The following is a 25,451-nucleotide window of genomic DNA, read 5'->3' as shown; positions in this document are numbered from 1 at the left end:
ATGAGCAAGATCTTGGATGTGGTGATCATCGGCGCCGGCGTCTCCGGCATCGGCATGGCCTGCCGCCTGAAGACCGAGCAGCCCAACAAGTCCTTCCTGGTGCTGGAACGTCGCCAGCGGATCGGAGGCACCTGGGACCTGTTCCGGTACCCGGGCGTGCGCTCGGACTCGGACATGTTCACCTACGGCTTCCAGTTCAAGCCCTGGCGCGACTACCGCACGCTGGCCGACGGCAGCAGCATCCGCAACTACCTGGGCGACGCCGCGCGTGATTTCGGCGTAGCCGACCGCATCGAATACGGCATCCACTGCACCGCGGCAGACTGGGACAGCCAGGCGCAGCTCTGGACCATCAGCGCCACCCACGAACCCAGCGGCGAGAAGCGCAGCTTCCAGGCCCGCTTCGTGGTCAGCGCGCAGGGCTACTACAACTACGACCAGGGCTACCGTCCCACCTTCCGGGGCGAGGACCAGTTCATGGGCCAGATCATCCACCCGCAGCAGTGGCCGGAGAACCTCGACTACACCGGCAAGAAGGTGGTGGTGATCGGCAGCGGCGCGACCGCGGTGACGCTGGTGCCGTCGATGGCCGAGAAGGCCGCCAAGGTGACCATGCTGCAGCGCTCCCCCACCTACATCTTCTCGCTGCCGGGCTGGGACCGCATGACCCAGGTGCTCGACAAGGTGCTGCCGGACGGCTGGAGCTTCGCCATCGCGCGCAAGCGCAACCTGGAGATCTGGCAGACCACCTACCAGCTGTGCAAACGCTTCCCCAAGGCCATGCGGCGCTTCTTCGTCGGCCAGGCCAAGCGCCACCTCGGCGAGCGCTACACCGACAAGGACTTCAACCCGCAGTACGAGCCCTGGGACCAGCGTCTCTGCGCGGTGCCCAACGCCAACCTGTTCACCGCCATTCGCGGTGGCCGGGCCGACGTGGTGACCGACGGTATCGAGCGCTTCACCGAGAACGGTATCCGCCTGGTGTCGGGCCGCACGCTGCAGGCCGACATCATCGTTACCGCGACCGGGCTGCAGGTGCAGATGTTCGGCGGCATGGCGCTGAGCGTGGATGGCGCGCCGTACAAGACGGCCGAGAAGATGTCGTACAAGAGCGTGCTGCTGCAGGACCTGCCGAACTTCGCCTGGATCTTCGGCTATATCAACCTGTCGTGGACCATGAAGGCCGACATGTCGAGCCTGTACCTGTGCCGCCTGTTCAAGCACATGGACCAGAACGGCCAGGCCGTGGTGATACCGCGCGACCGCCAGAACGCCCAGCTCGACAGCAGCGTGCTCGACCAGCTCAGCGCCGGCTACGTACAGCGCGCCAAGCACCTGCTGCCGCGCCAGGGTAAGGTGATGCCCTGGATCGTCCGTCACAACTACCAGGAGGATCGCGAGATGATGCTGCGTACGGATATTGCCGATCCGGCCCACCTGGAGACCCAGCCGCCGCGTCCCGCGAGCACCCAGCCGGAGCCCCTGCGCCGTGCGGCCTGAGGCGGTGGCAGAAGCACCGTCGATCCTGCTGGTGCATGGCGCCTGGCACGGCGCCTGGTGCTGGGAGCGCCAGTTCGCGCCGCGGCTGCGCGAGCTCGGCCACCACGTGGAGACGATGGACCTGCCCAGGCACGGCGGCAAGCCGGGCCCGCAGAGCATCGGCTTTCCGTCGATCCGCGAGTACGCGGATGCCGTGGAGGCTGCCGTCGAGCGCAGCCCGCGCCCGGTGGTGGTCGCGGGCCATTCGATGGGCGGCTTCACGGTGCAGAAGCTGATGGAGCGCCGGCCGAAGAACCTGGCCGGCGCGGTGCTGGTGGCGGCGGCGCCGCCGCAGGGCGTCATCAACGTAGTGCTGCACCTGCTGCGCACGCGGCCGCTGGCGCTGCTGCGCTCGGTGGCGGGCCTGGACCTGTACTACCTGGTGCGTGAGCCGGCCTTTGCGCATGCGCTGTTCTACAGCGCAGGGCTCGATGCGAGGGTGGTGGAGCAGTACTGGAAGCCGTTGACCAACGAGTCCTTCCGGGCCTTCCTCGACATGATCTTCCTGGACCTGCCCAAGCCCAGGCTGGCCGACCCGGCGCTGCCCAAGTGGGTGATCGGCGGCGAGCTGGACGTGATCTTCCCGCCCAACATCGTGCATGGCACGGCCAAGGCCTATGGTGTGGAAGCGCGGATGTATTCCGGCATGGCCCACAACCTGATGCTCGACAACGGCTGGGAGCAGGTGGCTGCGGAGTTCTCGGACTTCGTGCTGCAGGTGGGACGCGGCCTGGCGGCCAAACGCTGATCGACCCGTGGGCGGCCGGCGGGCCGGCTGCCCTCAGGCTCAGGCCAGCAGCCGCGAGAGCTGGACGCGGTTGCGTACGCCGAGCTTGCGGAAGGTGCTGTTCAGCTGGAATTCGACGGTGCGCGGCGAGCGGCACAGGCGCTCGGCCACCTGGTCGTTGCGCAGCCCCTTGACCACCAAGCGGGCTACGCGCTGTTCCGAGCGGGAGAGTTTCTGCAGCGCCGCCAGGGCATGGGCGGAGAGCTCGTCCGCGCCTTCCGGGATGGGCGTATCCAGCAGCCGCAGCACGAAGCCTCCCGGTGTGGGCTCGAGGATGGCGGACAGGCCCGGCAGTTCGGGATGCTGCAACTGCAGGGGCGTGTCGCCGCCCTGGAAGGCGGTGTGCAGGGCGGCCGGCAGGCTCGCGGCTTCCTGCCCCTGGCGCAGGGCTCGGTTCCAGCGCTTGAACTGGCTTTCGCCATGGGCGTTCTGGCACAGCAGTGCGCCGCGGTGTTCGAAGAACACCAGGGCCTCGGGCGATCTCTGCAGGTAGCCCTGCAGGATCGTGTTGAGGCTGCGCTCGAAGGCTTCGGGGCCGGTCCAGATCATGATGGCAGCAGGACCTCAGCCGGCGCTGTCGAGACGCAGTCCCTTGTAGCGCTCGCGCAGGGCCTTCTTGTCGACCTTGCCGGTGGCGGTGAGGGGAACCGTGGAGAAGACCACTTCTTCCGGGAGCCACCACTTGGCGATGTGCGGCGTCATGAATTCCAGCACGGATTCGCGTGTCAGCCTTGCATCGGGGTGGGCTTCGATGATCAGCACCGGGCGCTCATCCCACTTGGGATGGGGCACGCCGATGACGCCGGCGACCTTGACGCCCGGGCAGCCGGCGGCGGCGTTCTCGAGGTCGATGGAGCTGATCCATTCGCCGCCGGACTTGATCACGTCCTTCTTGCGGTCGGTGATGCGCAGGAAGCCTTCCTCGTCGAGGGTGGCGACGTCTCCGGTGTCGAACCACCCCTGGCTGTCGGCGGCATCCTGGTCGCGCCGGTAGTAGCGCTGCACCACCCAGGGGCCGCGCACCTGCAGGGTGCCGGAGCTGCTGCCGTCGCGCGGCACTTCGTTTCCTGCTTCGTCGACACAGCGCAGCTCCAAGCCGAACTGCAGTCGGCCCTGGCGCGTCCAGATGGTGTCCCACATCGCTTCCTCGCCGCGCGCGGCCAGCGACGGCGTCGGCGTGGCAACTACGCCCAGGGGGCAGGTTTCGGTCATGCCCCAGATCTGCAGAACCTGCACGCCGTAGCGTGACTGGAAGGTCTCGGCCATCACGCGCGGCACGGCCGAGCCGCCGATGGTGAGGCGCCTGAGGTTTCCGGGCGTGGCGCCGTTGCGGTCCAGCCAGTCGAGGTAGCCGGTCCAGATGGTGGGCACACCGCCGGTGAAGGTGACGCCTTCGGTCACGATCAGCTCATGCAGGCTCGCGGCGTCCATCCTGTCGCCCGGTAGCACGAATTTGGCGCCGCAGATCAGCGTGGCATATGGCAGCCCCCAGGCGGTGGCATGGTACAGCGATGAGCAGGGCATCACCACGTCGAAAGCATTGAAGCCGAACGCGGAGGCCAGGCTCTCGGCCATGGCGTGCAGCACCACGGCGCGATGGCTGTAGAGCACGCCCTTGGGATCGCCGGTAGTGCCGGAGGTGTAGCACAGCACGGCGCCGGTGTTCTCGTCGAAGCGGGGCCAGGCCAGGTCGCCGGTCTCGCCGGCGAGCAGGGTTTCGTAGCACAGGGCGCCCACGCTGCCGGCGGCGTGGCGCTCGACGTTGCTGAGCATCACGTAGGTCCGCATCTGGTTCAGCCGGGGGGCGATGCGCTCCACCAGTGGCAGCAGGTTGCGGTCGAACAGCAGCACCGTGCTGTCGGCGTGGTTCAGCGTGTAGACGATCTGGTCGTCGTGCAGGCGCGGGTTTGCGGTGTGCAGCACCGCACCGATGCCGGGCACGGCGTAGAGCAGTTCGAGGTGGCGGTGGGTGTTCCAGGCCAGCGAGCTGACGGCGCCGCCGGCGTCTACGCCGAGGCGGCCCAGGGCCTGGGCGAGCTGGCGTGCGCGCCGCGAGAGGCCGGCGTAGTCATAGCGCCACAGCGGTTCGTCGACCAGCCGCGAGACGATCTCGCGGCCTCCGTGGGCCCGCTCGGCGAAGTCCAGGATGGACGATATCGACAGCGGGGTGGACTGCATCAGGCCTGCTTTCATTTGCGATCTCCTCGATCTCTGCGGTGGGCTGGAGCCCGCTCGAATGCTTGCGACGGTACCCGGCTCTCCGGGCGGTTTCACCCTCTGGCGTAGCTCAGGGCCTTGCCAGCGCGGCGAGCGCCTTGACGATCTCGGCGCGCCCCTCGGCGGCCGCCGAGCAGATGCGGGGAATGAAGAAGAAGCCGTGCGGCATGCCGGCATAGTTGACGTACCGGGTGGGCACGCCGGCATCGGCCAGCTTGCGGGCGTAGCGCGCGCCATCGTCGCGCAGCGGGTCGATGTCGGCGGTGAGGATCAACGCGGGCGGCTGGTCCGGCAAGTTTTCGGCGAACATCGGCGACAGCAGCGGGTCGGTGAGCTCGGCTTGGCCGCGGTAGGCATCCAGCACGCGCAGCATGTTGTGCCGCTCCAGGCCCGGCTGGTCGATGCTGCTCATGGATGGGGAGGCCAGGGTGGCATCCAGCGCGGGATAGATCAGTGTCTGGTGCTTGATCGGCGAGTTGCCGCGGCGGGCGCGCAGCACGCACAGCGCTGCGGCGAGGTTGCCGCCCGCGCTTTCACCGACCACGGCGATGCCGGCCGCAGGCAAGGGCCCCAGCGAGGGATCGGTGGCGATCCAATCCAGGGCGTCGTCGCAGTCTTCCAGTGCTCCCGGGAACGGCGTCTCGGGTGCCAGGCGATATTCCACCGACACCACCATGCATCCGGCATCGCGGCTCAGGTTGGCGCAGAGATGGTCCAGGGTCTCGAGGCCGCCATGAATCCAGCCGCCGCCGTGGATGAAGTACACGCGGGGCTGATCGGGATTCAGCCGGGAGGGCAGGTACTTCTTCAGGGTGATGGGTTCCGAGCGTCCCGTGATCGTGATCCGCTCTTGGCTCACGTCGGCCGGCAGGGGATAGGTCAGCAAGCCCGGCGGGCGCATGGCCTTGCGCAGGGCCACCGGCATGGCCAGCGCTTTCTCGGCGTTGTTGCCCAGCCCCAGGCGGCGCGCCAGCATGTGCAGGGCGTAGAACGCGCGCAGCGGGAATCCCTTGAACTTCTCTTGCTTCACTTCCGTTCTCCCTGCGGCGAGGTGGCGAGGCCGTTGTGATGGTCCGGAGCATTCATGTCCGGGGCATTGACGGGGCCCGGCCCCCACAGCGCGTGCACGCGTCCGCATTCGCAGACCGAGGTGGCGACCGGGCGGATCTGCGCCTGTAGCCGGGCCTGGCGCAGGGCCTGCTCGCGGCAGCCTACACCGTACTTCTGGTAGCAGTTCTTGAGGTGCCAGGTGACGGTGCCGGAGGAAATCCCGAGCGCCTGGGCGATGCCCTTGATCGAGAGGCCCTGTCCCGCGAGGGCCAGCACTTCTCCTTCGCGGACGGTCAGCTCCTGGCGGACGCCTTCCGGTATCGGCTGCGGGCTCACGGCGCTACGCGAGCGGCGGGTCCGCGTGCTGGAGGTCGGATGGCGAGGTTCAGCGAGCATGATCGTTTCCCTAGCCGCCGAAGCGGCCCATGAAGCGCAGCGTGATCGAGCGCGGCGTGATGTAGTAGTACTCCTCGGCCGCCAGCTGCGGGGTCGGGATGCCCGAGGTGAAGGCGTTGGTCAGGCCGCGCTCGTCGGTGAGGTTGTTGAGGATCAGCGCCATCTGCGGCAGCCACTTGATCTGCCCGTTGGAGGCGCTGAACTGCAGGTCCACCTGCTGGTAGCCGAAGATCTCGTGCGAGCCGAAGGTCGCGGTGGTGGCGCCGATGGTGGAGTAGGTAGCGAAGCCGCCCAGCACCCAGTCTCCTAGGGGCGCCATGAACGACAGGTTGGTCGCGGTCTGCCACTTCGGCGCCAGCGGCCAGTTGGTGCCGGCCGGGTAGACGTCGCCTGTCGCCGTGGTGAATTCGGTGGTCGTCACGGTGTCGGCATAGGTGACGGCAGTGGTCAGCATCAGGCCGGCCCAGGGGATCAGGTACTGCACCGACAGGTCGGCGCCGCGGCTGCGCACGCCGCCGACATTGGCGATGTGCACGGACAGGCCGGAGGCATCGGGTTGCAGGCTCTGCGGGTCCTTCCAGTCGACCCAGAATGCCGTCATGTCCACGCGCAGGCTGTTGTCCAGGAATTGCGTGCGCACGCCGGCCTCGTAGTTCCACAGCGTGTCGGACTTGAACACGTCGGGCGCGTTGGAAGTGGGCCCGGTCAGGCCGGTCTGCACGCCGCCCACGCGGAAGCCCTTGGAGATGGCGGCGTAGCCCAGGACATCATCGTTGACGTGCCAGAGCAGCGAGGCCTTGGGATTGAAGCCGGTTTCCTCGATATCGCCGTGCAACACATACGGCGATCGCAGCTGATTGGCGAGGACGTAGGGGCCGGACTGGACGTTGTCGCCGCCGGAGGTGGTGCGGTACAGGCGTCCGCCGAGCGAGAGTTCCACGTCATCGCCCAGGCGGCGCGTGACTTCGCCGAAGGCGGCGAGCTCCCGCACCCGGACGTCGGCCGCGGTCTCCAGCACCTTGGGATTGTTGCCGGCGAACAGCGAACTGAGCGCTTCGAGATCCAGCAGGTCGATGATCGTGGCCAGCGGCGTCACATCCACCGCCAACGGCACGGTCAGGATGTTCTTCAGCTCCTGCTGCCAGGCGAAGACGCCGGCCACCCACTTCCAGGGGCTTTCGTAATCGTCGGCCGACACCAGGCGGAATTCCTGGCCGATGGTGGTGGAGTCGCCGCGGTAGGTCTGCGCCAGCAGGGGCAGCGCACCGGAGCCCAGCGTGCGTGAACTGGCATCGAAGAAGTTGCGGCCGCTTTTTTCGATCCAGGAGGTGTCCGACACGAACTGCGCCCAGTCGCCGTCGTAGGTCAGGCTGAGGTCGGCCAGGGAGTATTCCGTGCGGTTGGGGCTGGGGCGGGCGCGGTCGTTGGACTCCAGGCGGCCCTCGTCGTTGTCGGCGATGCCGACATCCCGGAAGTGGGTTTCCTGCCAGGCCGTGGTGAGCAGGACGTCCCAGGTTTCGTTCGGCCGCCAGCCGAGCAGGGCACGTGCGCCCTGCTGGTCGACGCGGTTGACGTCCTTGGCGCCCGAGCGGGTGTTGTCGATGACGCCGGGGCTGGTGCGGTCGAAGGCCATCACGCGCAAGGCCACTTGGTCCGAGTACAGCGGCAGGTTGACTGCCGCGCCATAGGTGGGGGCAGCGTCGCCCTCGTGCACCGAGGTGTACTGGCCGAACCACTTCACTTCGTACTCGCCGAAGCGCGGCGTGGTCGGCACGTAGCGCAGGGCGCCGTTCAGCGCAGAGGCGCCGTAGAGCGTGCCCTGCGGACCCTTCAGGACCTCGACCGAGGCCATGTCGAAGGGGTTGGGGTCGAGCGCGACGACCGGGGCGTAGGTGTCGGTGAACGAGACGTTGCCGAACAGGATGCCGGTGGTGGAGCTGGTGCCGATGTCGGCCGAGATGCCGCGGATCGTCACGCGTTGCGGGCTGTCGCCGGTGGAGGTGACATTGACGCCCGGCACCAGCTTGGCGATGTCGGTGGCATCCTGCGCGCCGCGCTGCTCCAACTCGTCGCCGGATACGGCCGAGATGCTGGCCGGGATCTCGCGGACGTTTTCGGCGCGCTTGGTGGCGGTGACGACCACTTCCTCGATCTGCGGGCTCGACGGCGGCTGCTTCAGCGACGGGGCCGGCGCGGCCTTCTGCCCGACGGCGATGGTGGGCAGGACTTCGTCGGACGTGTCCGCGGCGACGGTGGCTTCCTCGGGCGCCGAGTCCGGGTTCGCAGGCGGAGCAGGATTCGCGGTGGGTACCTCGGGCTCGGGCGAGTTCAGCAATTCATCGAGCAGCAGGTCCTCGGAGGCCGGGGTCGGCTGCTCCCGGGCACCGGCAGGCGAAGGGGCGGCCGCCAGCAGGCAGCCGCCGATGGTCAGGGCCATCAGCGGCGCCATCATGGCGGCGCGCAGGCTTGATTCGCTCCGGATGACGGGGGGCAGGGACCCACGGGACTTCTTCGACACGATGCTCTCCTCGAGGACAATTAGCGGCCAGTGGTCTGGCCGGTTTCCGGGGTACTTGGCCCCTAGATGGGTTTCAGCGGATGGCCCAGGACTTCTGTGGCCATCCACACAAAGCTGGAATTGGTCCAGAGAAAGCCCTCCTGGACGGGATACTGGTGGCCCTTGCGCACCGGCAGGTCGAGCGTCTCGACATTGATGCGCTCGAAGAATCCGCCGTGCTTGCCGAACACCGTGGCGAGGGCCTCGACCCAGCGCCGGGCGATGTCGCGCGCGGCGTCGTCGAAGCCATGGAGGCGCAGGCCGCGCACGGCCATCACCTGCGCCGGTGCCCAGCCGTTGTCGCCGTCCCACTGGTGCAACGAATCGAAGCGGCTGGAGCCGGCCACGCCGCCGCGGCGCAGCAGCGGCTGGGCCGCCAGCAGCACACGCTCTGCCTGGCGCTGCGACGCGATGCCGGCGAACAGCGGAGCGAACACGGTGAAACCGATGCCGCTGCTGCGCCGGCGGGTTTCCAGGTGCAGGCTGCGGTAGCAGCCGCCGTCCTCGTCCCAGAGATGACGGTCGATGGCGGCGCGGCGTTCGGCGGCGAGGCGGGAGAAGCGGTCCTGCAGGTCCTGCATGCCGGCGAAGCCGGCCAGCGAGGCGACGTCGACGGCGAACCGCGCCAGCAGCGCGTTGAGCAGCACCGGCGCGAAGCCGGACATCTCGTTCTTGCCGGAGGGGCCGGCGTAGAGGATGGTGAAATCCAGGCCCGATTCGGCCATGGCACGCACGTCGCGCAGGGTCTTGCCGAGGTTTGCTTCCTCATCCTCGGAATAGCGCTCGGGGCGCTTCACGTCGAGTGCGTCCCAATGGTGGTGCAGGCCGGTGGCGGCGTCGAAGCGCGTCTGGGGGTTGGACCAGAAGTCCAGGAATTCGCTGGCGAGCAGCGGCACCGCGCGTTCGCGCACCCAGGCCAGCAGGGTGGCGGCGCGATCCGCATCGCCGCTGTCACGAAGCTCGGTGTTTGTGGCCTCCACCACGGCGCGGACCAGGCGGCTGGACATCGGTGGCTGCGAGCGGCTCAGGTAATAGTCCCGGTTGCCGTTGGGCACGAAGCCGAAGCGACGGATCAACTCCAGGAAGTTGTCGGCCTGCATCCGCGCCAGTTCCAGCCGGCCGGTGGCGATCAGCCCGTCGATACCGAAGGCGGTATCCCAGTAGTAGGCCTCGCGGAAGCGTCCGGCCGGAATCAGGAAGGGGTAGGGCGTGCGCAGCAGCGAGCTGCCGCGCGCACCGGCGCTGGTCTTCACCAGCTTGCTCCAGTGGGTCTCGATGTGATCGAAGGCGGTTCGGACCCGGGCGTCGGGATGTTCGAGTCGCCACTGCGGGCGGACCAAATCGGAGTCGAGGCCTTCGAAGTTGTCTTCTGCCTCGTAAGCGGAGTCAAGGTAGCGCAGCAGCAGTTTGCGCCGTGCTTCGATGCGGTGCTCCGGACGGGTGTCGGCGAGGGCGGCGAACTGCGATTGCCAATGTGCCGTCCAGGCATCGTCCTGGTCGCGGCGATGCAGGTCGGACAGGGTCTTGTAGTCGGGATGCAGGCGCAGGATGCGCGCCTCTTCTATCAGCGGGCTTGCCAGGCCGGGCGATGGCTCGGAACGCCCATGGCCCACGACTGGCTTGGCCAGCGGCAGGTGCAGGTCCGTCACCGACGGCACTTCCGGATGGCGCACGCGGTTGAGCAGGCCGCGCGCCCAGTCCGAGCGCGCCTGGATCTCGGCGCGGTCGGTCACGCCGAGCACGTCGCCATCGGCGACGCTCCACTCGAAGGCGTGGGCGACGTCGCTGCTCACGCTTGCAGTTCCTCGACGATCATGTCGACACAGACCGGCGCGGCCGAGCTGAGGCTGGCCAGCGACAGGAAGGCATGGGGCATGCCCAGGTAGTTCTCGAAGCGCACCGGTACCCCGGCCTCGCGCAGGCGCTCGGCATAGCGGATGCCGTCGTCGCGCAACGGGTCGCAGTCGGCGGTCACGATCACGGCCGGCGGTAGGCCGCTGAGATCCGGCGCGTGCAGCGGCGAGACGAAGGGATCATCGACGGACGCCGTGCCCCGGTACGCGGCGACGATCAGCTCCGCGTCGCGTCGCGACATGCCCTGCCGCGGCGGATCGATGGAGGGCGAGGACATCGTGAGGTCCAGGAAGGGGTAGATGATGACCTGCTTGCGAATGCCACTGCGCCCGCGCATCCGCAGGCCCAGCGCCGCGGTGAGGTTGCCGCCGGCGCTGTCGCCGACGACGTCCGCCTGGGGAGACGCCGCCAGCAGCGTGGCCAGAGCGTCCTCGCAGTCGTCCAGCGCGGCCGGATAGGGATGCTCCGGCGCCAAGCGATAGCCCACGGAGGTCACCACGGTGCCCAGCCGGTCACACAGGTGGGTGCAGAGGTAGTCCAGCGAGTCGACGCCGCCGGCGACCCAGCCGCCGCCGTGCAGGAACAGGATCGGTGTCGCGGAGGGCTTCGGCGTACGCGGCAGGAAGCGCTTGACCGGAATCGGCCCGCCGCGGCCCGGAAGGCTTGCGCGCTCGACGCCGGTCGGCGGCATCGGCAGCAGCATCCACGGCGCCGGAACCACGGCGGCACGACGTGCGACTGGCTGCTTCATGACCTGCGAGGTGGGGCCGCCGATACCCAGGCGCGCCATCAGCTCGGTGACGGCGAAGAGCGATCGGAGCTTCCAGCCCTGGAGTGGTGCAATCGTTTTCATTTATGGGCGCAATCGAGTGGTAGGTTGGTTTTCAGGCGACGCCAAGCCGCTGCAGCAGGAACTCGCCGGTGCGCTTCCGGGCCTGGATGGCTTCCGGCGAATCGATCGGCTTGAACTGGAATACGTGCCATAGCCCGTCATAGATATCGAGCTCTGCTTCCACGCCGCTGTCCTGTATCCGGCGGTGCAGGCGTATCGCGTCACTGAGGAGCAGCTCGCGGGTGCCGCACTGGATCAGCGTGGGCAGGTAGCCCGGCGCGTAGTCGGCGAACAGGATCGACACCAGCGGATCGTCCGCCGTGCTCTCGCCGGCATAGCAGCGGGCGCCGATGGCAAGGAAGGCCTCTTTGTAGAAGGGCTCGGCGTCGGTCAGCGTGCGGTAGCTGTCACCACTGCAGGTCAGGTCGGCCCAGGGCGACCACAGCACCAGTGCGGCCGGCAGGGGCAGGCCGCGCAGGCGTGCCCGCAGCATGGCGGAGGCGGCGATGGTGGCGCCGGCCGAGTCGCCGTAGATGCCGACGTCTCCAGGGGAAAAGCCCTGCGCGTACAGAGAGGCAAGCACGGCCAGCACCTGCTCGCCGATCAGCGCATGATCCGCTTCCGGAGCGGGTGTGTAGTCCACCGACAGGATGCGCAGGCCGGTTTCCTCGGCCAGCGGCAGCGTGCTGTCCAGAGCATCGCAGGCCGCGCCGCCGACGAAGCCGCCACCGTGCACATAGAGCAGCGCCTTGCCGGGAATGGCCCCGCGAGCGGGGCGGATGTCGGCAACGGGCACGCCGCCCATGTGGATCCGCTGCAGTTCGGCGCCGTAGCGCTCAAGCAGGCCGGCATTCATGGATTCCCGCTTGCCCATTTCCTCGCGGTTGCGCCGTTGCCAGCCGGCGATGTCCTCCACCGCGGGGAACTGCATGGCATCCCGCTCCTGCCGGGAGAACATCTCGCGGAAATACCGGAGGGCCTCCTTGGACAGATGGCTGGCGGGCTCCGGGAACCCGGTGGCGGCAATGGGGGCAGGATTCAACATGGCCGCGACTCTAGCTTTTTTTGAAATCGATTGCAAAGACTGTTAGATTGCCGTGCATCGGCTCAGGGCCGCCAGAAAGAAACACGGATCCGAATCGCGTGAAGAAGAACACCGGTCCCAAGAAGATGGACGACATCGCGCGCCTGGCCGGCGTGTCGAAGCCCACCGTCTCGCGGGCGCTGCAGGACAGCCCGTTGGTATCCGACGAGACCAAGCAACGCATCCTCGAGATTGCCCGGCGCCACGGTTATGTGGTCAACCGCAGCGCGCAGAACCTGCGCCGCCAGCGTACGGACACCATCGCCGTGGTCATCGATTTTCCGCACCTGCCTGAGAACCGGCTGTCGGATCCTTTCCACTTCGAGTTGCTGGCCAACATCGCCAATGCCCTGGCCGTGCGGCAGCAGGACGTGCTGCTGTGCTCCGAGCAGTCGGCCCACCAGGGCGGCTTCGAACACATGCTGGCCAACAAGGGTGTCGACGGCATCATCCTGCTGGGACAGGCCGGGCGCCACGAGGAGTTCCGGGCACTGGCCAAGGCCGGCGTGCCCTTCGTGGTCTGGGGCGCACATCGGGCCGATGCCAGCTATTGCATCCTGGGCAGTGACAACCCGCTGGGGGGGCGGCTGGTCGCGCAGCGTTTCCGCAGCCTGAAGCGCAAGCGCGCCATGTTCCTGGGGCCTCGCGGTCACCTGGAGATCGAGCAGCGCCACCGCGGCTTCGCCGAGGCCTGGGGCACCGCCGTCGAGGAACTCGAGGTTCCCGACCTCTCCTTTGTCGCCAGCCGTACCGCCATGCTCAACCGGCTGGATTCCGGCAAGGCCGCGCCGGATGCCGTGTTCGCCGGGAGCGACACCATGGCCATGGGCGCGCTGTCCGCGCTGCGGGAGCGAGGCATCGCGGTGCCTGAAGACTGCAGCGTCTGCGGCTACGACGACAGTCCCGCCGCAGTCCACCATGCGCCGGCCCTGACCACCGTCCGGCAGGACACCCGCCTGGCCGGGGCGATCCTGGTGGAGCGGCTCATGCAGATCATCCAGGGCACCCCCGCGGCGCCCGTCCTGCTGCCGACCGACCTGGTCGTCCGAGGCACCTGACAGAAAGCGGATCCACCGCTTCGTACGAGAGGAGAGTCACCTTGTCTTTCACCCTGAAGGCGTCGGGCCATCCCGATGCATCGCTGCGCCGCCAGCCACTGCCTGCGCGCCTGCGCCTGGCCTACAGCCTGGGCGCGGCGCCGGACACGATGGTCAATACGGCGCTGAACGTCTTCCTGCTGTACTACCTGACCAGCATCTGCGGGTTGTCGCCGGCGCTGGCGGGTTTCGCGGTCGCGGTGGGGCTGGTGGTCGATGCGGTGCTGGACCCCTGGATAGGCATGCGCTCCGATCACTGCCGTTCGCGCCTGGGTCGGCGCCTGCCGTTCATGCTCGGGGCCACGCCCGTTCTGCTGGGGGCCCTGGTGCTGCTGTTCGCGCTGCCGCGCATCGAGCAGCAATGGCTGCTGTTCGGCATCGTGACGCTGCTCTGCCTCTGCATCCGCGTGGGCCTGTCCTGCTTCGCGCTGCCTTACCTTGCGGTGGGTGCGGAGGTCAGCGATGACGAGACCGAGCGAGCACGCATCATCACCTGGCGCTGGACCGTGGCCGTGACACTCTCGCTGGCCACCGTGTTGCTGGGCTTCGGGCTGTTCTTCAAGGGCGAGCAAGGCATCGCGCGAGCGGAGAGCTATCCGGCCTTCGCCCTGACACTGGCCGCACTGATCTTCGTGATGGCCGCGGCGGCGATGTTCGCGGTGTATCGCACCCTGGGGCGACAGCATCCGCCGCCGTCCCATGAGCGGGCCAGCCTGGGCGAACTGCTGCGCGAGATCGGGCAGCTGTTCCACAGTTCCACCTTTCGCGTCATCTTCTTCACCTGCCTGCTCGCTACCGGCGCGCAGAGCGTGACGCAATCCCTCAGCCTGCACGCCTATACCTTCTTCTGGAAGCTGGGCGGCGATCAGGTGCAGGTGGCGATCGTCTCGCTCACGGTGGGCCTGATCGTAGGCGCCCCCTTCGGCGGGGCGCTGATCAAGCGTCTGGAGCACCGCAGCACCATCCTGGGCGCGGTCTTCGTCATGATGATGGCGCAGGCCCTGCCGCCGACGCTGCGGCTCTGCGGCCTGCTGCCGCTGGAAGGCAATCCCCTGGGGCTGTTCCTGGCAGGCTCGCAACTGACGGCGGGCATGGGAATGACTGTCGCCATGATGGCGCTGATGGCGATGACGACCGACGCCCTGGACGAGCATGAGCATCGTCATGGCGTGCGGGTGGAGGGCTTCTACTTCGCCGGCTGGACGCTCGCGTCCAAGGCCGCCAACGGCCTGGGCGCGCTGCTGTCGGGCGTGGCGCTGCAGTTGATCGACTTTCCGTCCAAGGCGATCAGCGCCGGAGCCGTCTCGGAGATTCCCGAGCACACCACCCGGCTCCTGGGCATGGCCTACGGGCCGGGCGCAGCCATGCTGACGCTGGCGACCCTGCTGGTACTGATGCGCTATCCCCTGAGCCGGCAGAGGCATCGCGAGATCATGGCGGAGCTGCAGCAGCGCAAGGGCCTGGCACCGGCCTAGCGCCCGTCAACGCCGCCGCGCCTCCACGCCCAGGCACAGCGGGTGCCGCAGGGCTGCTGCGGCGCCGCGCAGGGCTGGTTCGCTCGCATGGATGACGTAGACCGGCAGCGGCGCCAGGTACTCGCGGAAGCGTCCCTTGTCCTCGAAGCGGCGGCGGAAGGCGGAAGCGGCGAGATGCTCGCCGAGCCGCGGCACGATGCCGCCGCCGATGTAGACGCCGCCGCGCGCGCCTAGCGTCAGCGCGAGATTGCCGGCGAAGCCGCCCAGCAGGCTGCAGAACACCGAAAGCGCTTCGGTGCAGTGCGCATCCGCGGCGGCGAGGCCGCGCGCGACGATGTCCGGCGGAGACAGGGCTTCCGGCTGTTCACCGGACAAGGCCGCGATGGCCTGGTGCAGGCAGGGCAGGCCGATTCCCGACAGCAGGCGCTCGGCGGAGACATGGCCGTGGCGCTCGCGGCAGGCGTCGAGGATGCGGGATTCGCGGGCGTCGGCCGGGGCCAGGGTGGCGTGCCCGCCTTCGCCGCTGAGCGGTAGCCATTGCCCCGCGCCCGCCGGGATCAATCCAGAGACGCCGAGACCGGTGCCGGGCCCGAGCAGGGCGATTGCCCCGGGCGCGGCAGCGCCGCCGCCGACCTGGCGGAGTTCGTGCGTTTCCAGCAGCGGCAGCGCCAGGGCCAGGGCGGTGAAGTCGTTGAGCAGCAGCAGGCGATCCAGGCCCAGCTGCTGCCGCGTCTGCTCGAGCGAGAACGACCAGTGGTGATTGGTCATGCGGACCTGGTCGCCGCAGACCGGGTTGGCGATGGCGATGGCCGCCTCGCGCGGGCATCCCATCGCCTGGTGCTGCAGGTAGGCGGCGACGGCATCGGGTAGCGTGGCGTGATCGCGCACCGCCAGGGTGACGACCCGTGTCGGGTGGCCGCCGGGGTCCATCAGGGCGAAACGTGCATTGCTGCCGCCGATGTCGGCGACCAGGCTCAGTGCCGGGGTCTGGTACATGGCGGTCATTGCGCGGAGTGGTACAGCGCCAGGGGTACCGGCCGCTGGCCCAGTAGCAGGCTCACCGGCAATCGGGGATCGCCGGGCTGCGCCGCGGCCTGTTCCAGCACCCGGGCCTTGCCGGCGCCGCCGGTCAGCAGGGCGATGCCGCGGCTGTCGAGCAGGAAGGGCAGCGTCAGGCTGATGCGCGGAACAGGGGAGGACGGCGGACGCATCGCGGCCACCACTGGGCCTTTCGGCCGCAGGGCGGCGGCGAGTTCGGGGGCGTCGGGGAACAGGGAGGCGAAGTGGCCATCCAGGCCCACGCCCAGTACCACCACGTCGAGCGGGCGCGGCAGTGCCGCCAGCCGGGATGCGCACTCGCCGATAGCGGCTTCCGGTGTCGTGGCAGCGGTCTTCAGCGGGATCAGGCGGGCCGTGGCGGCGGCGTTGCGCAGCAGGGTCGTGCGCAGCAACTGCTCGTTGCTGTCTGGGTGAGTGGCGTCCACCCAGCGCTCGTCCGACGGGCAGACGAGGACGCGGCTCCAGTCCAGCGGCTGGTGCGACAGGGCCTCGAGGAAGGGCGGCGGCGTGCGTCCGCCGGGCACGACCAGCGAGGCATGGCCGCGCCGGGCGATGGCCTCCGACAGCCCTGCGGCCACGTCCGCGGCCAATGCCAGGGCTGCATCCACGGCGGCTTCGTGAAGGTGCTGCCGTACGCTCCGAGGCAGGCGCAACTCGGCGGGCATCAGCTGTCCTCGTGCCAGGTGTTGCCGTCGCGCACCACCAGGGTGCTGGACTGCGTCGGCCCCCAGGTGCCGGCATGGTAAGGCCGCAGTGGGGGGCGCTGCCGCTGCCATTGCCCCAGGATCGGCTCCACCCAGCGCCAGGCGGCGTCGAGCTCGTCGCGGCGCATGAACAAGGTCAGCCGGCCCTGCACCACGTCCATGATGAGCCGCTCGTAGGCGTCCCAGCGGCGGCCGGATTCGCTGGAGTAGCTCATATCCAGCGAGATCGGCTGGATCTGCATGCCTTCGCCCGGTACCTTGGCCATCAGGTCCAGGCGCAGGCTTTCCTTGGGCTGCAGGGTGATCACCAGGCGGTTCACCGGGGGCAGGCTGCCGGACAGCATGGCGTGGGGTGCCGCGCGGAAGTTCACCACGATCTCGGCCAGGCGCTCCTGCATGCGCTTGCCGGTGCGCAGGTAGAAGGGCACGCCGGCCCAGCGCCAGTTGTCGATCTCGGCCTTGAGGGCAACGAAGGTTTCGGTGCCGCTGCTGGGGGGGACGCCCGGCTCCTCGGCATAGCCCAGCGCCGGCTGTCCACCGATGGCGCCGGCACGGTACTGGCCGCGCACCGTCTTGGCGGCGACATCGTCGGCGGACAGCGGGCGCAGGGATTGCAGCACCTTGAGCTTCTCGTCGCGCACGCGGTCGGCCTGGATGCTGGCGGGAGGCTCCATGGCGACGATGCACAGCAACTGCAGCATGTGGTTCTGCACCATGTCGCGCAGGGCGCCGGTGCCATCGTAGAAGTCGCCGCGCCCCTCGACGCCGACGGTTTCGGCGATGGTGATCTGCACGTCGCGGATCCAGCTGCGGTTCCAGATCGGCTCGAACAGGGCGTTGCCGAAGCGCAGTGCCAGCAGGTTCTGCACGCTCTCCTTGCCCAGGTAGTGATCGATGCGGAAAATCTGCTGCTCGGAGAAAACCTTGGCCACGTTTTCGTTGATGCGGGTGGCGGAGGCCAGGTCGCGGCCCAGTGGTTTCTCCAGCACCACGCGGCTGCGCGGGGTGGCGAGGCCAGCGTCGCCCAAGTGCCGGCAGATGCCGGCGAACAGCTGCGGCGCGGTGGCGAGGTAGTACACGCGATTTCGGTCCCCGGCAGGCAGCAGGGCGGCCAGGGCGGCGTAGGCCTGCGAGTCCGCGGCGTCCATCTGCAGGTATTCGAGCTGGGCGGCGAAGGCCTGCCAGCCGTTGTCCAGTTCGCAGCTCGCCAGGTGCCGGCAGCAGCGTTCGTAGGCGTGGTGGCGATACTCCTGGCTGGACATCGGCTGGCGGCCGATGGCGACGATGCGCCAGGACGCGGCATCCGTGGCTTCGCGGTGGCGCCGGTAGAGCGCCGGCAGCAGCTTGCGCAGCGCCAGGTCGCCGGTGCCGCCAAAGAGTACGAAATCGAAGCCCTCGAAGGCCGACATGCCAGAACTCCTACCCAGGCTTCCGGCAGGTGCGCCGAAGGCGGCGCGATGATCCGCCTGAGTGGGGTATCAAAGGCCCACCCGTGTCGGGAGGGGTGATTCGGCGGGCCGGAGCCGACAATGCCCGGACGAGGGATGGAGCCCATGCCCCTGCACCATAACGTCAAGCAAGTCACCGACCGCATCCGGCACCGCAGCCAGGCGCTGCGCGCGGCCTACCTGCGCCGCGTCGAGTCCGCTGCCGGAGAGGGCGCGGCCCGCGGAAGGGTGTCCTGCACCAACCTGGCCCACGTCGCCGCGGCCGCGCCGGGAGACGACAAGTTCAAGCTGCGCGAGCAGCGCCTGCCGAACCTGGCGATCGTGTCGTCGTACAACGACATGCTGTCGGCCCACCAGCCCTACGAACGCTATCCCACGCTGATCCGCGCGGCGGCGCGCCGTGCTGGTGCCACCGCACAGGTGGCCGGCGGCGTGCCGGCGATGTGCGACGGCGTCACGCAGGGCCAGCCGGGCATGGAGCTATCGCTGTTCTCTCGCGACATCATCGCCATGTCCACGGCGGTGGCGCTGTCGCACAACGTCTTCGACGGCGTGCTGTGCCTGGGGGTCTGCGACAAGATCGTGCCGGGCCTGCTGATGGGTGCGCTGCAGTTCGGCCACCTGCCGGCGATCTTCGTGCCGGCGGGGCCGATGGCCACCGGTCTCTCCAACAAGGAGAAGGCGCAGGTGCGGCAGCGGCATGCCCAGGGCCTGGTCGACCGCGAGGAGCTGCTGGAGTCGGAGATGCGCTCCTACCACGGCCCCGGCACGTGCACGTTCTACGGCACCGCCAACTCCAACCAGCTGCTGATGGAGATCATGGGGCTGCACCTACCGGGATCGGCCTTCGTCTCGCCGGACACGCCGCTGCGCGACGCGCTGACCGCCGCTGCCGCGAGCCGCGCGGCGCAGATATCCCGGCTGGGTCTGGACGGCCAGGGCCGCGAGTACACGCCGCTGGCGCAGGTGATCGACGAGCGTGCCATCGTCAACGGCATCGTCGGCCTGCTGGCCACCGGTGGTTCCACCAACCATACGATCCATCTCGTCGCCATCGCGCGCGCCGCCGGCATCGTGATCGACTGGGACGACTTCGACGCGCTGTCCGCGGTGGTGCCGCTGCTGGCGCGCATCTATCCGAACGGCGCCGCCGACATCAATCACTTCCATGCGGCTGGCGGCACCGGGTTCCTGATCCGCGAACTGCTGGACGTGGGGCTGCTGCATGACGACGTTCGCACCGTCGCGGGCGAGGGCCTGCGGCACTACACCGGGGAGCCCTTCCTCGATGGCGAGCGCCTGGTGTGGCGGCCGGCCCCCGCCACCAGCGGCGATGCCGCGGTGCTGCGCCCGGCGGACGCCGCCTTCAGTGCCGATGGTGGACTGCGGCTGCTGAGGGGCAATCTCGGGCGCGCGGTGATCAAGGTTTCGGCGGTGGCCGAGGAGCATCGTTCGGTGACCGCACCGGCTGCGGTATTCGACAGCCAGGAGGCGCTGATCGCGGCCTACCGTGCCGGCACCCTGGATCGCGATTTCATCGCGGTGCTGCGTTTCCAGGGGCCACGCGCCAACGGCATGCCGGAGCTGCACCAGCTGATGCCGGTGCTGGGTGCGCTGCAGGATGCGGGACGCCGCGTAGCGCTGGTGACGGACGGCCGCCTGTCCGGCGCCTCGGGCAAGGTGCCCGCTGCGATCCATGTCTGGCCCGAGGCGATCGCGCAGGGGCCGATCTCGCGGCTGCGCGACGGCGACCTGCTGCGGCTCGACGCCGCGCAGGGTCAGCTGGAGGCGCTGGTCCCCGCCGAGGAATGGGCGGCGCGCGTGCCGGCAGCCCTGCCGGCTCCCCCTGATGCGGCGGATAGCGGCCGCGCGCTGCTGGGCTGGGCGCGGCGCCTGGCTGGCGATGCCGAACGCGGCGGCATGATCGCCGACCCTTTCATCGACCCCACCCACGAGGGAGACTTGGCTTGAACATCCGCGACATCCTGAGCCTGGGCCTGGTGATGCCGGTGGTGGTGATCGAGGATACAACGACCGCCGTGCCGCTGGCGCGTGCCCTGCTCGCCGGCGGCATCCGCGCCATGGAGATCACCTTGCGCACCCCGGCGGCGCTGGACTCCATCCAGGCCATCGCTGCGCAGTTGCCCGAGATGGCGGTGGGCGCCGGCACCCTGCTGGATGCGCAGGACCTGCGCGATGCACGCGCCGCTGGCGCGGTCTTCGGCGTCAGCCCCGGCTGTACCCGCGGACTGCTGTCCGCTGCCGGCGACTGGCCCTACCTGCCGGGTGTCATGACGCCCTCGGAGGCGATGAGCGCCTTCGATGCCGGCCACGCCACGCTCAAGCTGTTTCCCGCGGCCAGCGCCGGCGGCGCGGCCATGCTGCGCGCCCTCGCGGGCCCCCTGCCCAAGCTGCTGTTCTGCCCCACTGGCGGCATCACGCCGGCGAGCGCGCCGGAATACCTGGCGCTGCCGAACGTCGCCTGCGTCGGCGGCAGCTGGATCTCGCCGCAGCCGCTGCTGCGCGCCGGTGACTGGGCCGGAATTACAAGACTAGCCCGCGAAGCGAGCGGCCTGCGCACCACCTGAGGCCGCTGACCGCTAGGCGCGGCGATGCATCGACGCCGGCACCGCGGCCGGGCGTGAGAATGGGGCGGCAGGCTCTGCCGGCAGGTCGCCGCAGTAGACCGTGAGCCGCCGGTTGCGCGCGAAGCCCACCAGCGTGATGCCGGCCTCCTCGGCCAGCCGCACGGCCATCGCCGTGGGTGCCGAGATCGCGGCCACGATGGGGCACCGGGCCTGCGCGGCCTTGTGCACGATCTCGTAGGACGCACGCGAGGTGACGAGCAGCGCCGCTGCCTGCAGCGCCTGCTGCGCCGCGGCGCCGATCACCTTGTCCACCGCGTTGTGGCGCCCCACGTCCTCGCGGATCAGCAACTCGTCCTGCAGTGTGAGCATGGATGCGGCGTGCACCGCGCCCGAGAGCCGGTTCATGGGCTGCGCCATCTCCATGGCGGCAAAAGCATCAAGCAGTCCCACCGCACTGACGCGGGGCGAGGCGTCGATCCGCCGGATCGGCCGGATGGCGGCTTCCAGCGACGAGCTGCCGCAGAGGCCGCAGCCGGTGCGGCCGCTGAGGCTGCGCTGGCGTTCCACCACTGCTTCGAAGCTTGCCTGCGGAATCAGCATCTGCAGGGAGATGCCCCGGGAGGTATGCAGGCGATCGACAATCTCGATCTCGCCGACCTCGTCGACGATGCCTTCCGACAGGCTGAAGCCCAGGGCGAAATCGTCCAGGTCCTGCGGCGAGGCCATCATCACGGCATGCGAGTGGCCGTTGTAGACCAGCGCCACCGGCGTTTCCTCGGCGACGGTCTCGGTGACCTCGGACCATTGCCGGCTGGAGTAGCGCGAAGCCCGGAGGCTGGAGAGCGCGGGTCCCTTCATGGCTTGAGCTCCTGGAGCAGCAGGCGGCCGGCGTTGCCGAGGCAGAGGCGCGGCGGGTCTTCTCCGCTGATGACGATGATGCCGCGCAGGTCGTTGCCAGCGGCGATGGCGGTCAGCAGGCGATGCAGCTGGCTATGGCGTAGCGCCAGCTTCTTGGCGACGCGGGGCAGGGACTGGCCGTCATCGGCGGCCAGGAGCTGCAGCAGGCGGGTGAGCGTGGCGTCCATCAGGTAGTCCGGGTCTCGGCACGACGCCGCAGGCGTATCGGCACAGACTTGGAGGTTGGAGTACGCGCGCGGTCGGCGTAGGAGTCGAGCGGCACCAGCGGGTTGGTCTCCGGGTAGTAGGCGGCGACGCAACCCGGCGGTATGTCGTAGGCCACCAGCTGGAACCGCGGGGCCACCCGCTCGCCGTCATGCCAGGCCGATACCAGGTCCACCCATTCACCTTCGGCATGGTCGAGCTTGTCCAGGTCCTCGCGGCTGATGAAGCAGACACGGCGCTCGCCGCGGATGCCGCGATAGCGGTCGTGGAGGCCGTAGATGGTGGTGTTGTACTGGTCGTGGCTGCGGATCGTCATCAGCCGCAGCGGTGCCCGTGTTTCCACCGCCGGCGCAGGCAGGGCCTGCGGCAGGAACGTGGCCTTGCCGGCGGGCGTGCGCCAGCGCCGCTCGCGGGCATCGTTGCCCAGGTAGAAGCCGCCCGGCACGCGCACGCGCTGGTTGAAGTTCTCGAAGCCCTCGACCACCCGGCCGATGCAATCGCGGATGCGGTCGTAGTCCTGCACCAGCCACTGCCAGCGGGTCTGCGAGCGGGGCAGGGTGGCGGCGGCCAGGCCGGCGACGATGGCTGGCTCGGACAGCAACTCGGCGGAGGCCGGCGCGTTCATGCCGCTGGACAGGTGGACCATGCTCATAGAGTCCTCCACCGTGACGGCCTGCGGGCCAGCGGCCTGAAGGTCCACCTCGGTGCGGCCGAGGCAGGGCAGGATCAGCGCCCGCTGCCCATGCACGAGGTGCGAGCGGTTGAGCTTGGTGGAGACGTGGACCGTCAGGCGGCAGCGCTGCAGGGCGGCGTGCGTCCGGGCGGTGTCCGGGGAGGCGGCGGCGAAGTTGCCGCCCAGGGCGAAGAAGACCTTGCCCTCTCCGCGTGCCATCGCCTCGATGGCGGCAACCACGTCATGGCCGTGATGCCGGGGCGGCACGAATCCGAACTCGGCACCGAGGCGATCCAGGAAGGCGTCGGCGGGTTTTTCGTAGATGCCCATGGTGCGGTCGCCCTGGACATTGGAGTGGCCACGCACGGGGCAGGCACCGGCGCCTGGCCGGCCGACGTGGCCGCCGAGCAGCAGCAGGTTGACCAGCATCTGGATGGTGGCGACGGAATGCTTGTGCTGGGTGATGCCCATGCCCCAGCAGCAGATCACGGCCTTGGCGCCACGGTAGATCTCCGCGGCCTGTTCCATCTGGCTGCGGCTGAGGCCGGAGGACTGCTCGACGTCCGCCCAGTCCATGGCCGCGATGTCTTGGCGCAACTGTTCGAAGCCGGTGGTGTGCGCGGCGATGAACTCGGTGTCCTCCACGCCGCAGGCGAGCAGGTGCTTGAGGATGCCGGTGACGGCGGCCAGATCGCCGCCGATGCGCGGCTGATAGTAGTGGCTAGCGATCCGGGTCGAGGTGCCGGTGCCCATCTCGACGACGCTCTGCGGATGGGCGAAGCGCTCCAGGCCGCGCTCACGCAGCGGATTGAACACCACGATGCGGCAGCCGCGCTTGGCGGCGCTGCGCAGTTCGCCCAGCATGCGCGGGTGATTGGTGCCGGGGTTCTGGCCGAAGATGAAGATGGCGTCGGCGTGCCCGAAGTCCTCCAGCGTGACCGTGCCCTTGCCGACGCCGATCTGCTCGGTCATCGCCATGCCGGAGGGCTCGTGGCACAGGTTGGAGCAGTCGGGCAGGTTGTTGGTGCCGAACTCGCGGATGAACAACTGGTACAGGAACGCGGCCTCGTTGGAGGTGCGGCCGGAGGTGTAGAAGATTGCCTCGTCGGGGCTGGAGAGGGCATTGAGCTCGTCGGCGACGAGGCGGAAGGCCTGATCCCAGCCGATCGGCCGGTAATGGTCGCTGGAGCTGTCGTACAGCATCGGCTCGGTCAGCCGGCCCTGGCCCTCGAGCCAGTAGTCATCCTGCGCTGCCAGCTCGCCGATGCTGTGCTGGGCGAAGAACTCCCGCGTGACCCGGCGCCGGGTGGCCTCGGCCGCCACCGCCTTGACCCCGTTCTCGCAGAACTCGAAGCTGGAGTGGCCGTTGGCGTCGGGCCAGGCGCAGCCGGGGCAGTCGAAGCCCTCGGGCTGGTTGGCCTTGAGCATGGTCAGGCTGCCGAGACCGACGATGCCCTGCTCCTTGACGTGCCGGAAGGAGCTGGCGAGGGCGTCCCAGCCGCCCGCTGGGCCGTCGTAGGGTTCGTGGACCTTGCTCATCGCCGTCCTCTGCCTCGAATAATGCAGTGTTGCATAGTATTGCCCGATGCTGCGCTGTGCAAGAGCGGAGACGGCCCCTGGCGTGGACCATTCCAGATAGTATTATACGAATATGAATGATACTATCCGGGCCATCTGATACGGGAGCCGACTTCCTCATGCGCTTTTCTGCTCTGGCCTTGGCCCGCAATGCCCTTACCGGCCACCAGCGCTGGCAGCCGCAATGGCGGGATGCCCAGCCCCAGGCGGACTACGATGTCGTCATCGTGGGCGGCGGCGGGCATGGGTTGGCAACCGCCTATTACCTGGCCAAGAACCATGGCGTGAAGCGCGTGGCGGTGCTGGAGAAGGGCTGGATCGGCGGCGGCAATACCGGCCGCAACACCACCATCGTCCGTTCCAACTACTACCTGCCGGAATCGGCGGCGTTTTATGACTTCTCGGTGAAGCTCTACGAGAAGCTCAGCCAGGAACTCAACTACAACATCATGTTCTCGCAGCGCGGCATCATCACGCTGGCGCACTCGCGGCATGATGAAGAGACCTTGCGCCGCTCCTTCAATGCCATGCGCCTGAACGGCGTGGACTGCGAGTGGCTGGAGCCGGACGAACTGTTCAACCGCATGCCGCGGTACAACCGCGACAGCCGCTACCCGATCCACGCCGGGCTCAACCAGCCGCGTGCGGGCTCGGCGCGCCACGACGCGGTGGCCTGGGGCTATGCCCGCGGCGCCGATGCCCTGGGCGTGGACATCATCCAGAACTGCGAGGTGACGGGCTTCCTTGGCGGTGATGGCGTGGTCACGGGCGTGCGTACCAGCCGCGGCGAGATCCGCGCCGGCAAGGTCTGCCTGTCGGTGGCCGGCCATACCAGCAAGGTCGCGGCCCAGGCGGGCCTGCGCCTGCCGATCACCAGCTATGCGCTGCAGGCCTTCGTGTCGGAGCCGGTGAAGCCGGTTTTCGACACGGTGGTGCTGTCGCCGGCGACCGGCGTCTACCTCAGCCAGACCGACAAGGGCGAGCTGGTGATCGGCGGTGCGCTGGACCTGTATCCGTCCTATGCGCAGCGCGGCAACTTCCACACGCTGGAAGGCGTGGTGGCCGGCATGCTGGAGATGTTCCCCGCGTTCTCGCGCCTGCGCCTGATGCGCCAGTGGGCCGGTATCGTCGATGTGGTGCGTGACTCCTCTCCGATCTTCGGGCCTTGCCCGGTCGAGAACCTCTACCTGAACTGTGGTTTCGGCACCGGCGGCTTCAAGGCCATTCCCGCCGGTGGCTGGACCATGGCCCACACCCTGGCCACCGGCGAAGTACATCCGCTGATCAAGCCTTTTGGACTCGAGCGCTTCACCACCGGCCGCCTGGTCGACGAAGCCGCCGCTGCAGGAATCGCACACTAAGAGCTTATCCATGAATAAGACACGCACGCG

21 protein-coding genes are annotated in these 25,451 nt (G+C 68.8%); 7 read left to right on the top strand and 14 right to left on the bottom strand.

What is annotated here, in order from left to right:
• Complete coding sequence (locus QT386_RS06760; RefSeq protein WP_289272985.1) at positions 1 to 1,500, top strand: NAD(P)/FAD-dependent oxidoreductase; 1,500 nt, start codon at positions 1 to 3, stop codon at positions 1,498 to 1,500.
• The gene (locus QT386_RS06755) at positions 1,490 to 2,287 is read left to right on the top strand and encodes an alpha/beta hydrolase (protein ID WP_289272984.1); all 798 of its coding nucleotides are present in this window, start codon (positions 1,490 to 1,492) and stop codon (positions 2,285 to 2,287) included. The genes QT386_RS06760 and QT386_RS06755 overlap by 11 nt, the downstream gene beginning before the upstream one ends.
• Before the next feature lie 39 nt (positions 2,288 to 2,326).
• Here QT386_RS06755 and QT386_RS06750 read toward each other — a convergent pair whose 3' ends face one another.
• The 8 genes from QT386_RS06750 to QT386_RS06715 all read right to left on the bottom strand — a co-directional run bounded on the left by QT386_RS06750 (position 2,327) and on the right by QT386_RS06715 (position 12,277).
• Positions 2,327 to 2,875 (bottom strand): LuxR C-terminal-related transcriptional regulator, encoded by a 549-nt coding sequence (locus QT386_RS06750; protein ID WP_289272983.1) that lies wholly within the window; start codon positions 2,873 to 2,875, stop codon positions 2,327 to 2,329.
• A gap of 15 nt (positions 2,876 to 2,890) precedes the next feature.
• Complete coding sequence (locus tag QT386_RS06745) at positions 2,891 to 4,519, bottom strand: long-chain fatty acid--CoA ligase (RefSeq protein ID WP_289272982.1); 1,629 nt, start codon at positions 4,517 to 4,519, stop codon at positions 2,891 to 2,893.
• Between the two features lie 94 nt (positions 4,520 to 4,613).
• The gene (locus QT386_RS06740) at positions 4,614 to 5,573 is read right to left on the bottom strand and encodes an alpha/beta hydrolase (protein ID WP_289272981.1); all 960 of its coding nucleotides are present in this window, start codon (positions 5,571 to 5,573) and stop codon (positions 4,614 to 4,616) included.
• On the bottom strand, positions 5,570 to 5,989 hold the full coding sequence (locus QT386_RS06735) for a response regulator transcription factor (protein ID WP_289272980.1): 420 nt from the start codon (positions 5,987 to 5,989) through the stop codon (positions 5,570 to 5,572). Before QT386_RS06735 ends, QT386_RS06740 begins: the two co-directional genes overlap by 4 nt.
• A 10-nt stretch (positions 5,990 to 5,999) precedes the next feature.
• Positions 6,000 to 8,507: a TonB-dependent receptor gene (locus QT386_RS06730; RefSeq protein ID WP_289272979.1), complete on the bottom strand. Its 2,508-nt coding sequence runs from the start codon at positions 8,505 to 8,507 to the stop codon at positions 6,000 to 6,002.
• Between the two features lie 62 nt (positions 8,508 to 8,569).
• The gene (locus QT386_RS06725; RefSeq protein WP_289272978.1) at positions 8,570 to 10,339 is read right to left on the bottom strand and encodes a trehalase family glycosidase; all 1,770 of its coding nucleotides are present in this window, start codon (positions 10,337 to 10,339) and stop codon (positions 8,570 to 8,572) included.
• Positions 10,336 to 11,253 (bottom strand): alpha/beta hydrolase, encoded by a 918-nt coding sequence (locus QT386_RS06720; RefSeq protein ID WP_289272977.1) that lies wholly within the window; start codon positions 11,251 to 11,253, stop codon positions 10,336 to 10,338. The genes QT386_RS06725 and QT386_RS06720 overlap by 4 nt, the downstream gene beginning before the upstream one ends.
• A 31-nt stretch (positions 11,254 to 11,284) precedes the next feature.
• Positions 11,285 to 12,277 carry an alpha/beta hydrolase gene (locus QT386_RS06715; protein ID WP_289272976.1) on the bottom strand — a complete coding sequence of 331 codons (993 nt, stop codon included), beginning with the start codon at positions 12,275 to 12,277 and terminating at the stop codon, positions 11,285 to 11,287.
• Between the two features lie 98 nt (positions 12,278 to 12,375).
• Between QT386_RS06715 and QT386_RS06710 the strand changes: the two genes are divergently transcribed.
• On the top strand, positions 12,376 to 13,374 hold the full coding sequence (locus tag QT386_RS06710; protein ID WP_289272975.1) for a LacI family DNA-binding transcriptional regulator: 999 nt from the start codon (positions 12,376 to 12,378) through the stop codon (positions 13,372 to 13,374).
• A 41-nt stretch (positions 13,375 to 13,415) separates the two neighbouring features.
• Entirely contained in the window at positions 13,416 to 14,888 is a 1,473-nt protein-coding gene (locus QT386_RS06705) for an MFS transporter (protein ID WP_289272974.1), read from the top strand.
• A gap of 6 nt (positions 14,889 to 14,894) precedes the next feature.
• Here the strand turns inward: QT386_RS06705 and QT386_RS06700 are convergent, their stop codons facing one another.
• Genes QT386_RS06700 through zwf form a run of 3 tightly spaced genes read right to left on the bottom strand, consistent with a single transcriptional unit; the run spans position 14,895 to position 18,060 of the window.
• Positions 14,895 to 15,893, bottom strand: coding sequence for a glucokinase (locus QT386_RS06700; RefSeq protein WP_289272973.1), 999 nt, complete (start codon positions 15,891 to 15,893; stop codon positions 14,895 to 14,897).
• Positions 15,890 to 16,612, bottom strand: a complete 723-nt coding sequence (gene pgl / locus QT386_RS06695) for a 6-phosphogluconolactonase (RefSeq protein ID WP_289272972.1) — start codon at positions 16,610 to 16,612, stop codon at positions 15,890 to 15,892. Before pgl ends, QT386_RS06700 begins: the two co-directional genes overlap by 4 nt.
• A complete protein-coding gene (zwf, locus tag QT386_RS06690) occupies positions 16,612 to 18,060 on the bottom strand; it encodes a glucose-6-phosphate dehydrogenase (RefSeq protein ID WP_289272971.1) in 1,449 nt (482 codons plus the stop codon). The genes pgl and zwf overlap by 1 nt, the downstream gene beginning before the upstream one ends.
• 144 nt (positions 18,061 to 18,204) lie before the next feature.
• Here zwf and edd point away from each other — a divergent pair, with 144 nt between their 5' ends.
• Both edd and eda read left to right on the top strand, forming a co-directional pair.
• Positions 18,205 to 20,070 (top strand): phosphogluconate dehydratase, encoded by a 1,866-nt coding sequence (gene edd, locus QT386_RS06685; RefSeq protein ID WP_289272970.1) that lies wholly within the window; start codon positions 18,205 to 18,207, stop codon positions 20,068 to 20,070.
• On the top strand, positions 20,067 to 20,687 hold the full coding sequence (eda, locus tag QT386_RS06680) for a bifunctional 4-hydroxy-2-oxoglutarate aldolase/2-dehydro-3-deoxy-phosphogluconate aldolase (RefSeq protein WP_289272969.1): 621 nt from the start codon (positions 20,067 to 20,069) through the stop codon (positions 20,685 to 20,687). The genes edd and eda overlap by 4 nt, the downstream gene beginning before the upstream one ends.
• A gap of 12 nt (positions 20,688 to 20,699) precedes the next feature.
• Here eda and fdhD read toward each other — a convergent pair whose 3' ends face one another.
• From fdhD to QT386_RS06665, 3 genes are read right to left on the bottom strand one after another with little or no spacing between them, the layout of a single operon-like run.
• Complete coding sequence (fdhD, locus tag QT386_RS06675; protein WP_289272968.1) at positions 20,700 to 21,545, bottom strand: formate dehydrogenase accessory sulfurtransferase FdhD; 846 nt, start codon at positions 21,543 to 21,545, stop codon at positions 20,700 to 20,702.
• Positions 21,542 to 21,772, bottom strand: a complete 231-nt coding sequence (locus tag QT386_RS06670) for a hypothetical protein (RefSeq protein ID WP_289272967.1) — start codon at positions 21,770 to 21,772, stop codon at positions 21,542 to 21,544. Before QT386_RS06670 ends, fdhD begins: the two co-directional genes overlap by 4 nt.
• A complete protein-coding gene (locus QT386_RS06665) occupies positions 21,772 to 24,021 on the bottom strand; it encodes an FdhF/YdeP family oxidoreductase (RefSeq protein WP_289272966.1) in 2,250 nt (749 codons plus the stop codon). The genes QT386_RS06670 and QT386_RS06665 overlap by 1 nt, the downstream gene beginning before the upstream one ends.
• Before the next feature lie 158 nt (positions 24,022 to 24,179).
• Here QT386_RS06665 and QT386_RS06660 point away from each other — a divergent pair, with 158 nt between their 5' ends.
• On the top strand, positions 24,180 to 25,421 hold the full coding sequence (locus tag QT386_RS06660; protein WP_289272965.1) for a sarcosine oxidase subunit beta family protein: 1,242 nt from the start codon (positions 24,180 to 24,182) through the stop codon (positions 25,419 to 25,421).
• Positions 25,422 to 25,451 lie beyond the last annotated feature (30 nt).

Source organism: Solimonas sp. SE-A11 (assembly GCF_030345715.1).
Classification (GTDB): Bacteria; Pseudomonadota; Gammaproteobacteria; order Nevskiales; family Nevskiaceae; genus Solimonas_A.
The sequence above is the reverse complement of the archived record's forward strand: the minus strand, read 5'-3'. Positions and strand labels throughout refer to the sequence as shown.

Excerpts from the sequence above, each read along its gene's own strand:
- QT386_RS06760 (WP_289272985.1), top strand. The coding sequence starts at position 1 with ATGAGCAAGATCTTGGATGTGGTGATCATCGGCGCCGGCGTCTCCGGC.
- QT386_RS06750 (WP_289272983.1), bottom strand. The coding sequence starts at position 2,875 with ATGATCTGGACCGGCCCCGAAGCCTTCGAGCGCAGCCTCAACACGATC.
- QT386_RS06745 (WP_289272982.1), bottom strand. The coding sequence starts at position 4,519 with ATGAAAGCAGGCCTGATGCAGTCCACCCCGCTGTCGATATCGTCCATC.
- QT386_RS06735 (WP_289272980.1), bottom strand. The coding sequence starts at position 5,989 with ATGCTCGCTGAACCTCGCCATCCGACCTCCAGCACGCGGACCCGCCGC.
- QT386_RS06720 (WP_289272977.1), bottom strand. The coding sequence starts at position 11,253 with ATGAAAACGATTGCACCACTCCAGGGCTGGAAGCTCCGATCGCTCTTC.
- QT386_RS06715 (WP_289272976.1), bottom strand. The coding sequence starts at position 12,277 with ATGTTGAATCCTGCCCCCATTGCCGCCACCGGGTTCCCGGAGCCCGCC.
- QT386_RS06700 (WP_289272973.1), bottom strand. The coding sequence starts at position 15,893 with ATGACCGCCATGTACCAGACCCCGGCACTGAGCCTGGTCGCCGACATC.
- pgl (WP_289272972.1), bottom strand. The coding sequence starts at position 16,612 with ATGCCCGCCGAGTTGCGCCTGCCTCGGAGCGTACGGCAGCACCTTCAC.
- zwf (WP_289272971.1), bottom strand. The coding sequence starts at position 18,060 with ATGTCGGCCTTCGAGGGCTTCGATTTCGTACTCTTTGGCGGCACCGGC.
- edd (WP_289272970.1), top strand. The coding sequence starts at position 18,205 with ATGCCCCTGCACCATAACGTCAAGCAAGTCACCGACCGCATCCGGCAC.
- fdhD (WP_289272968.1), bottom strand. The coding sequence starts at position 21,545 with ATGAAGGGACCCGCGCTCTCCAGCCTCCGGGCTTCGCGCTACTCCAGC.
- QT386_RS06670 (WP_289272967.1), bottom strand. The coding sequence starts at position 21,772 with ATGGACGCCACGCTCACCCGCCTGCTGCAGCTCCTGGCCGCCGATGAC.
- QT386_RS06665 (WP_289272966.1), bottom strand. The coding sequence starts at position 24,021 with ATGAGCAAGGTCCACGAACCCTACGACGGCCCAGCGGGCGGCTGGGAC.
- QT386_RS06660 (WP_289272965.1), top strand. The coding sequence starts at position 24,180 with ATGCGCTTTTCTGCTCTGGCCTTGGCCCGCAATGCCCTTACCGGCCAC.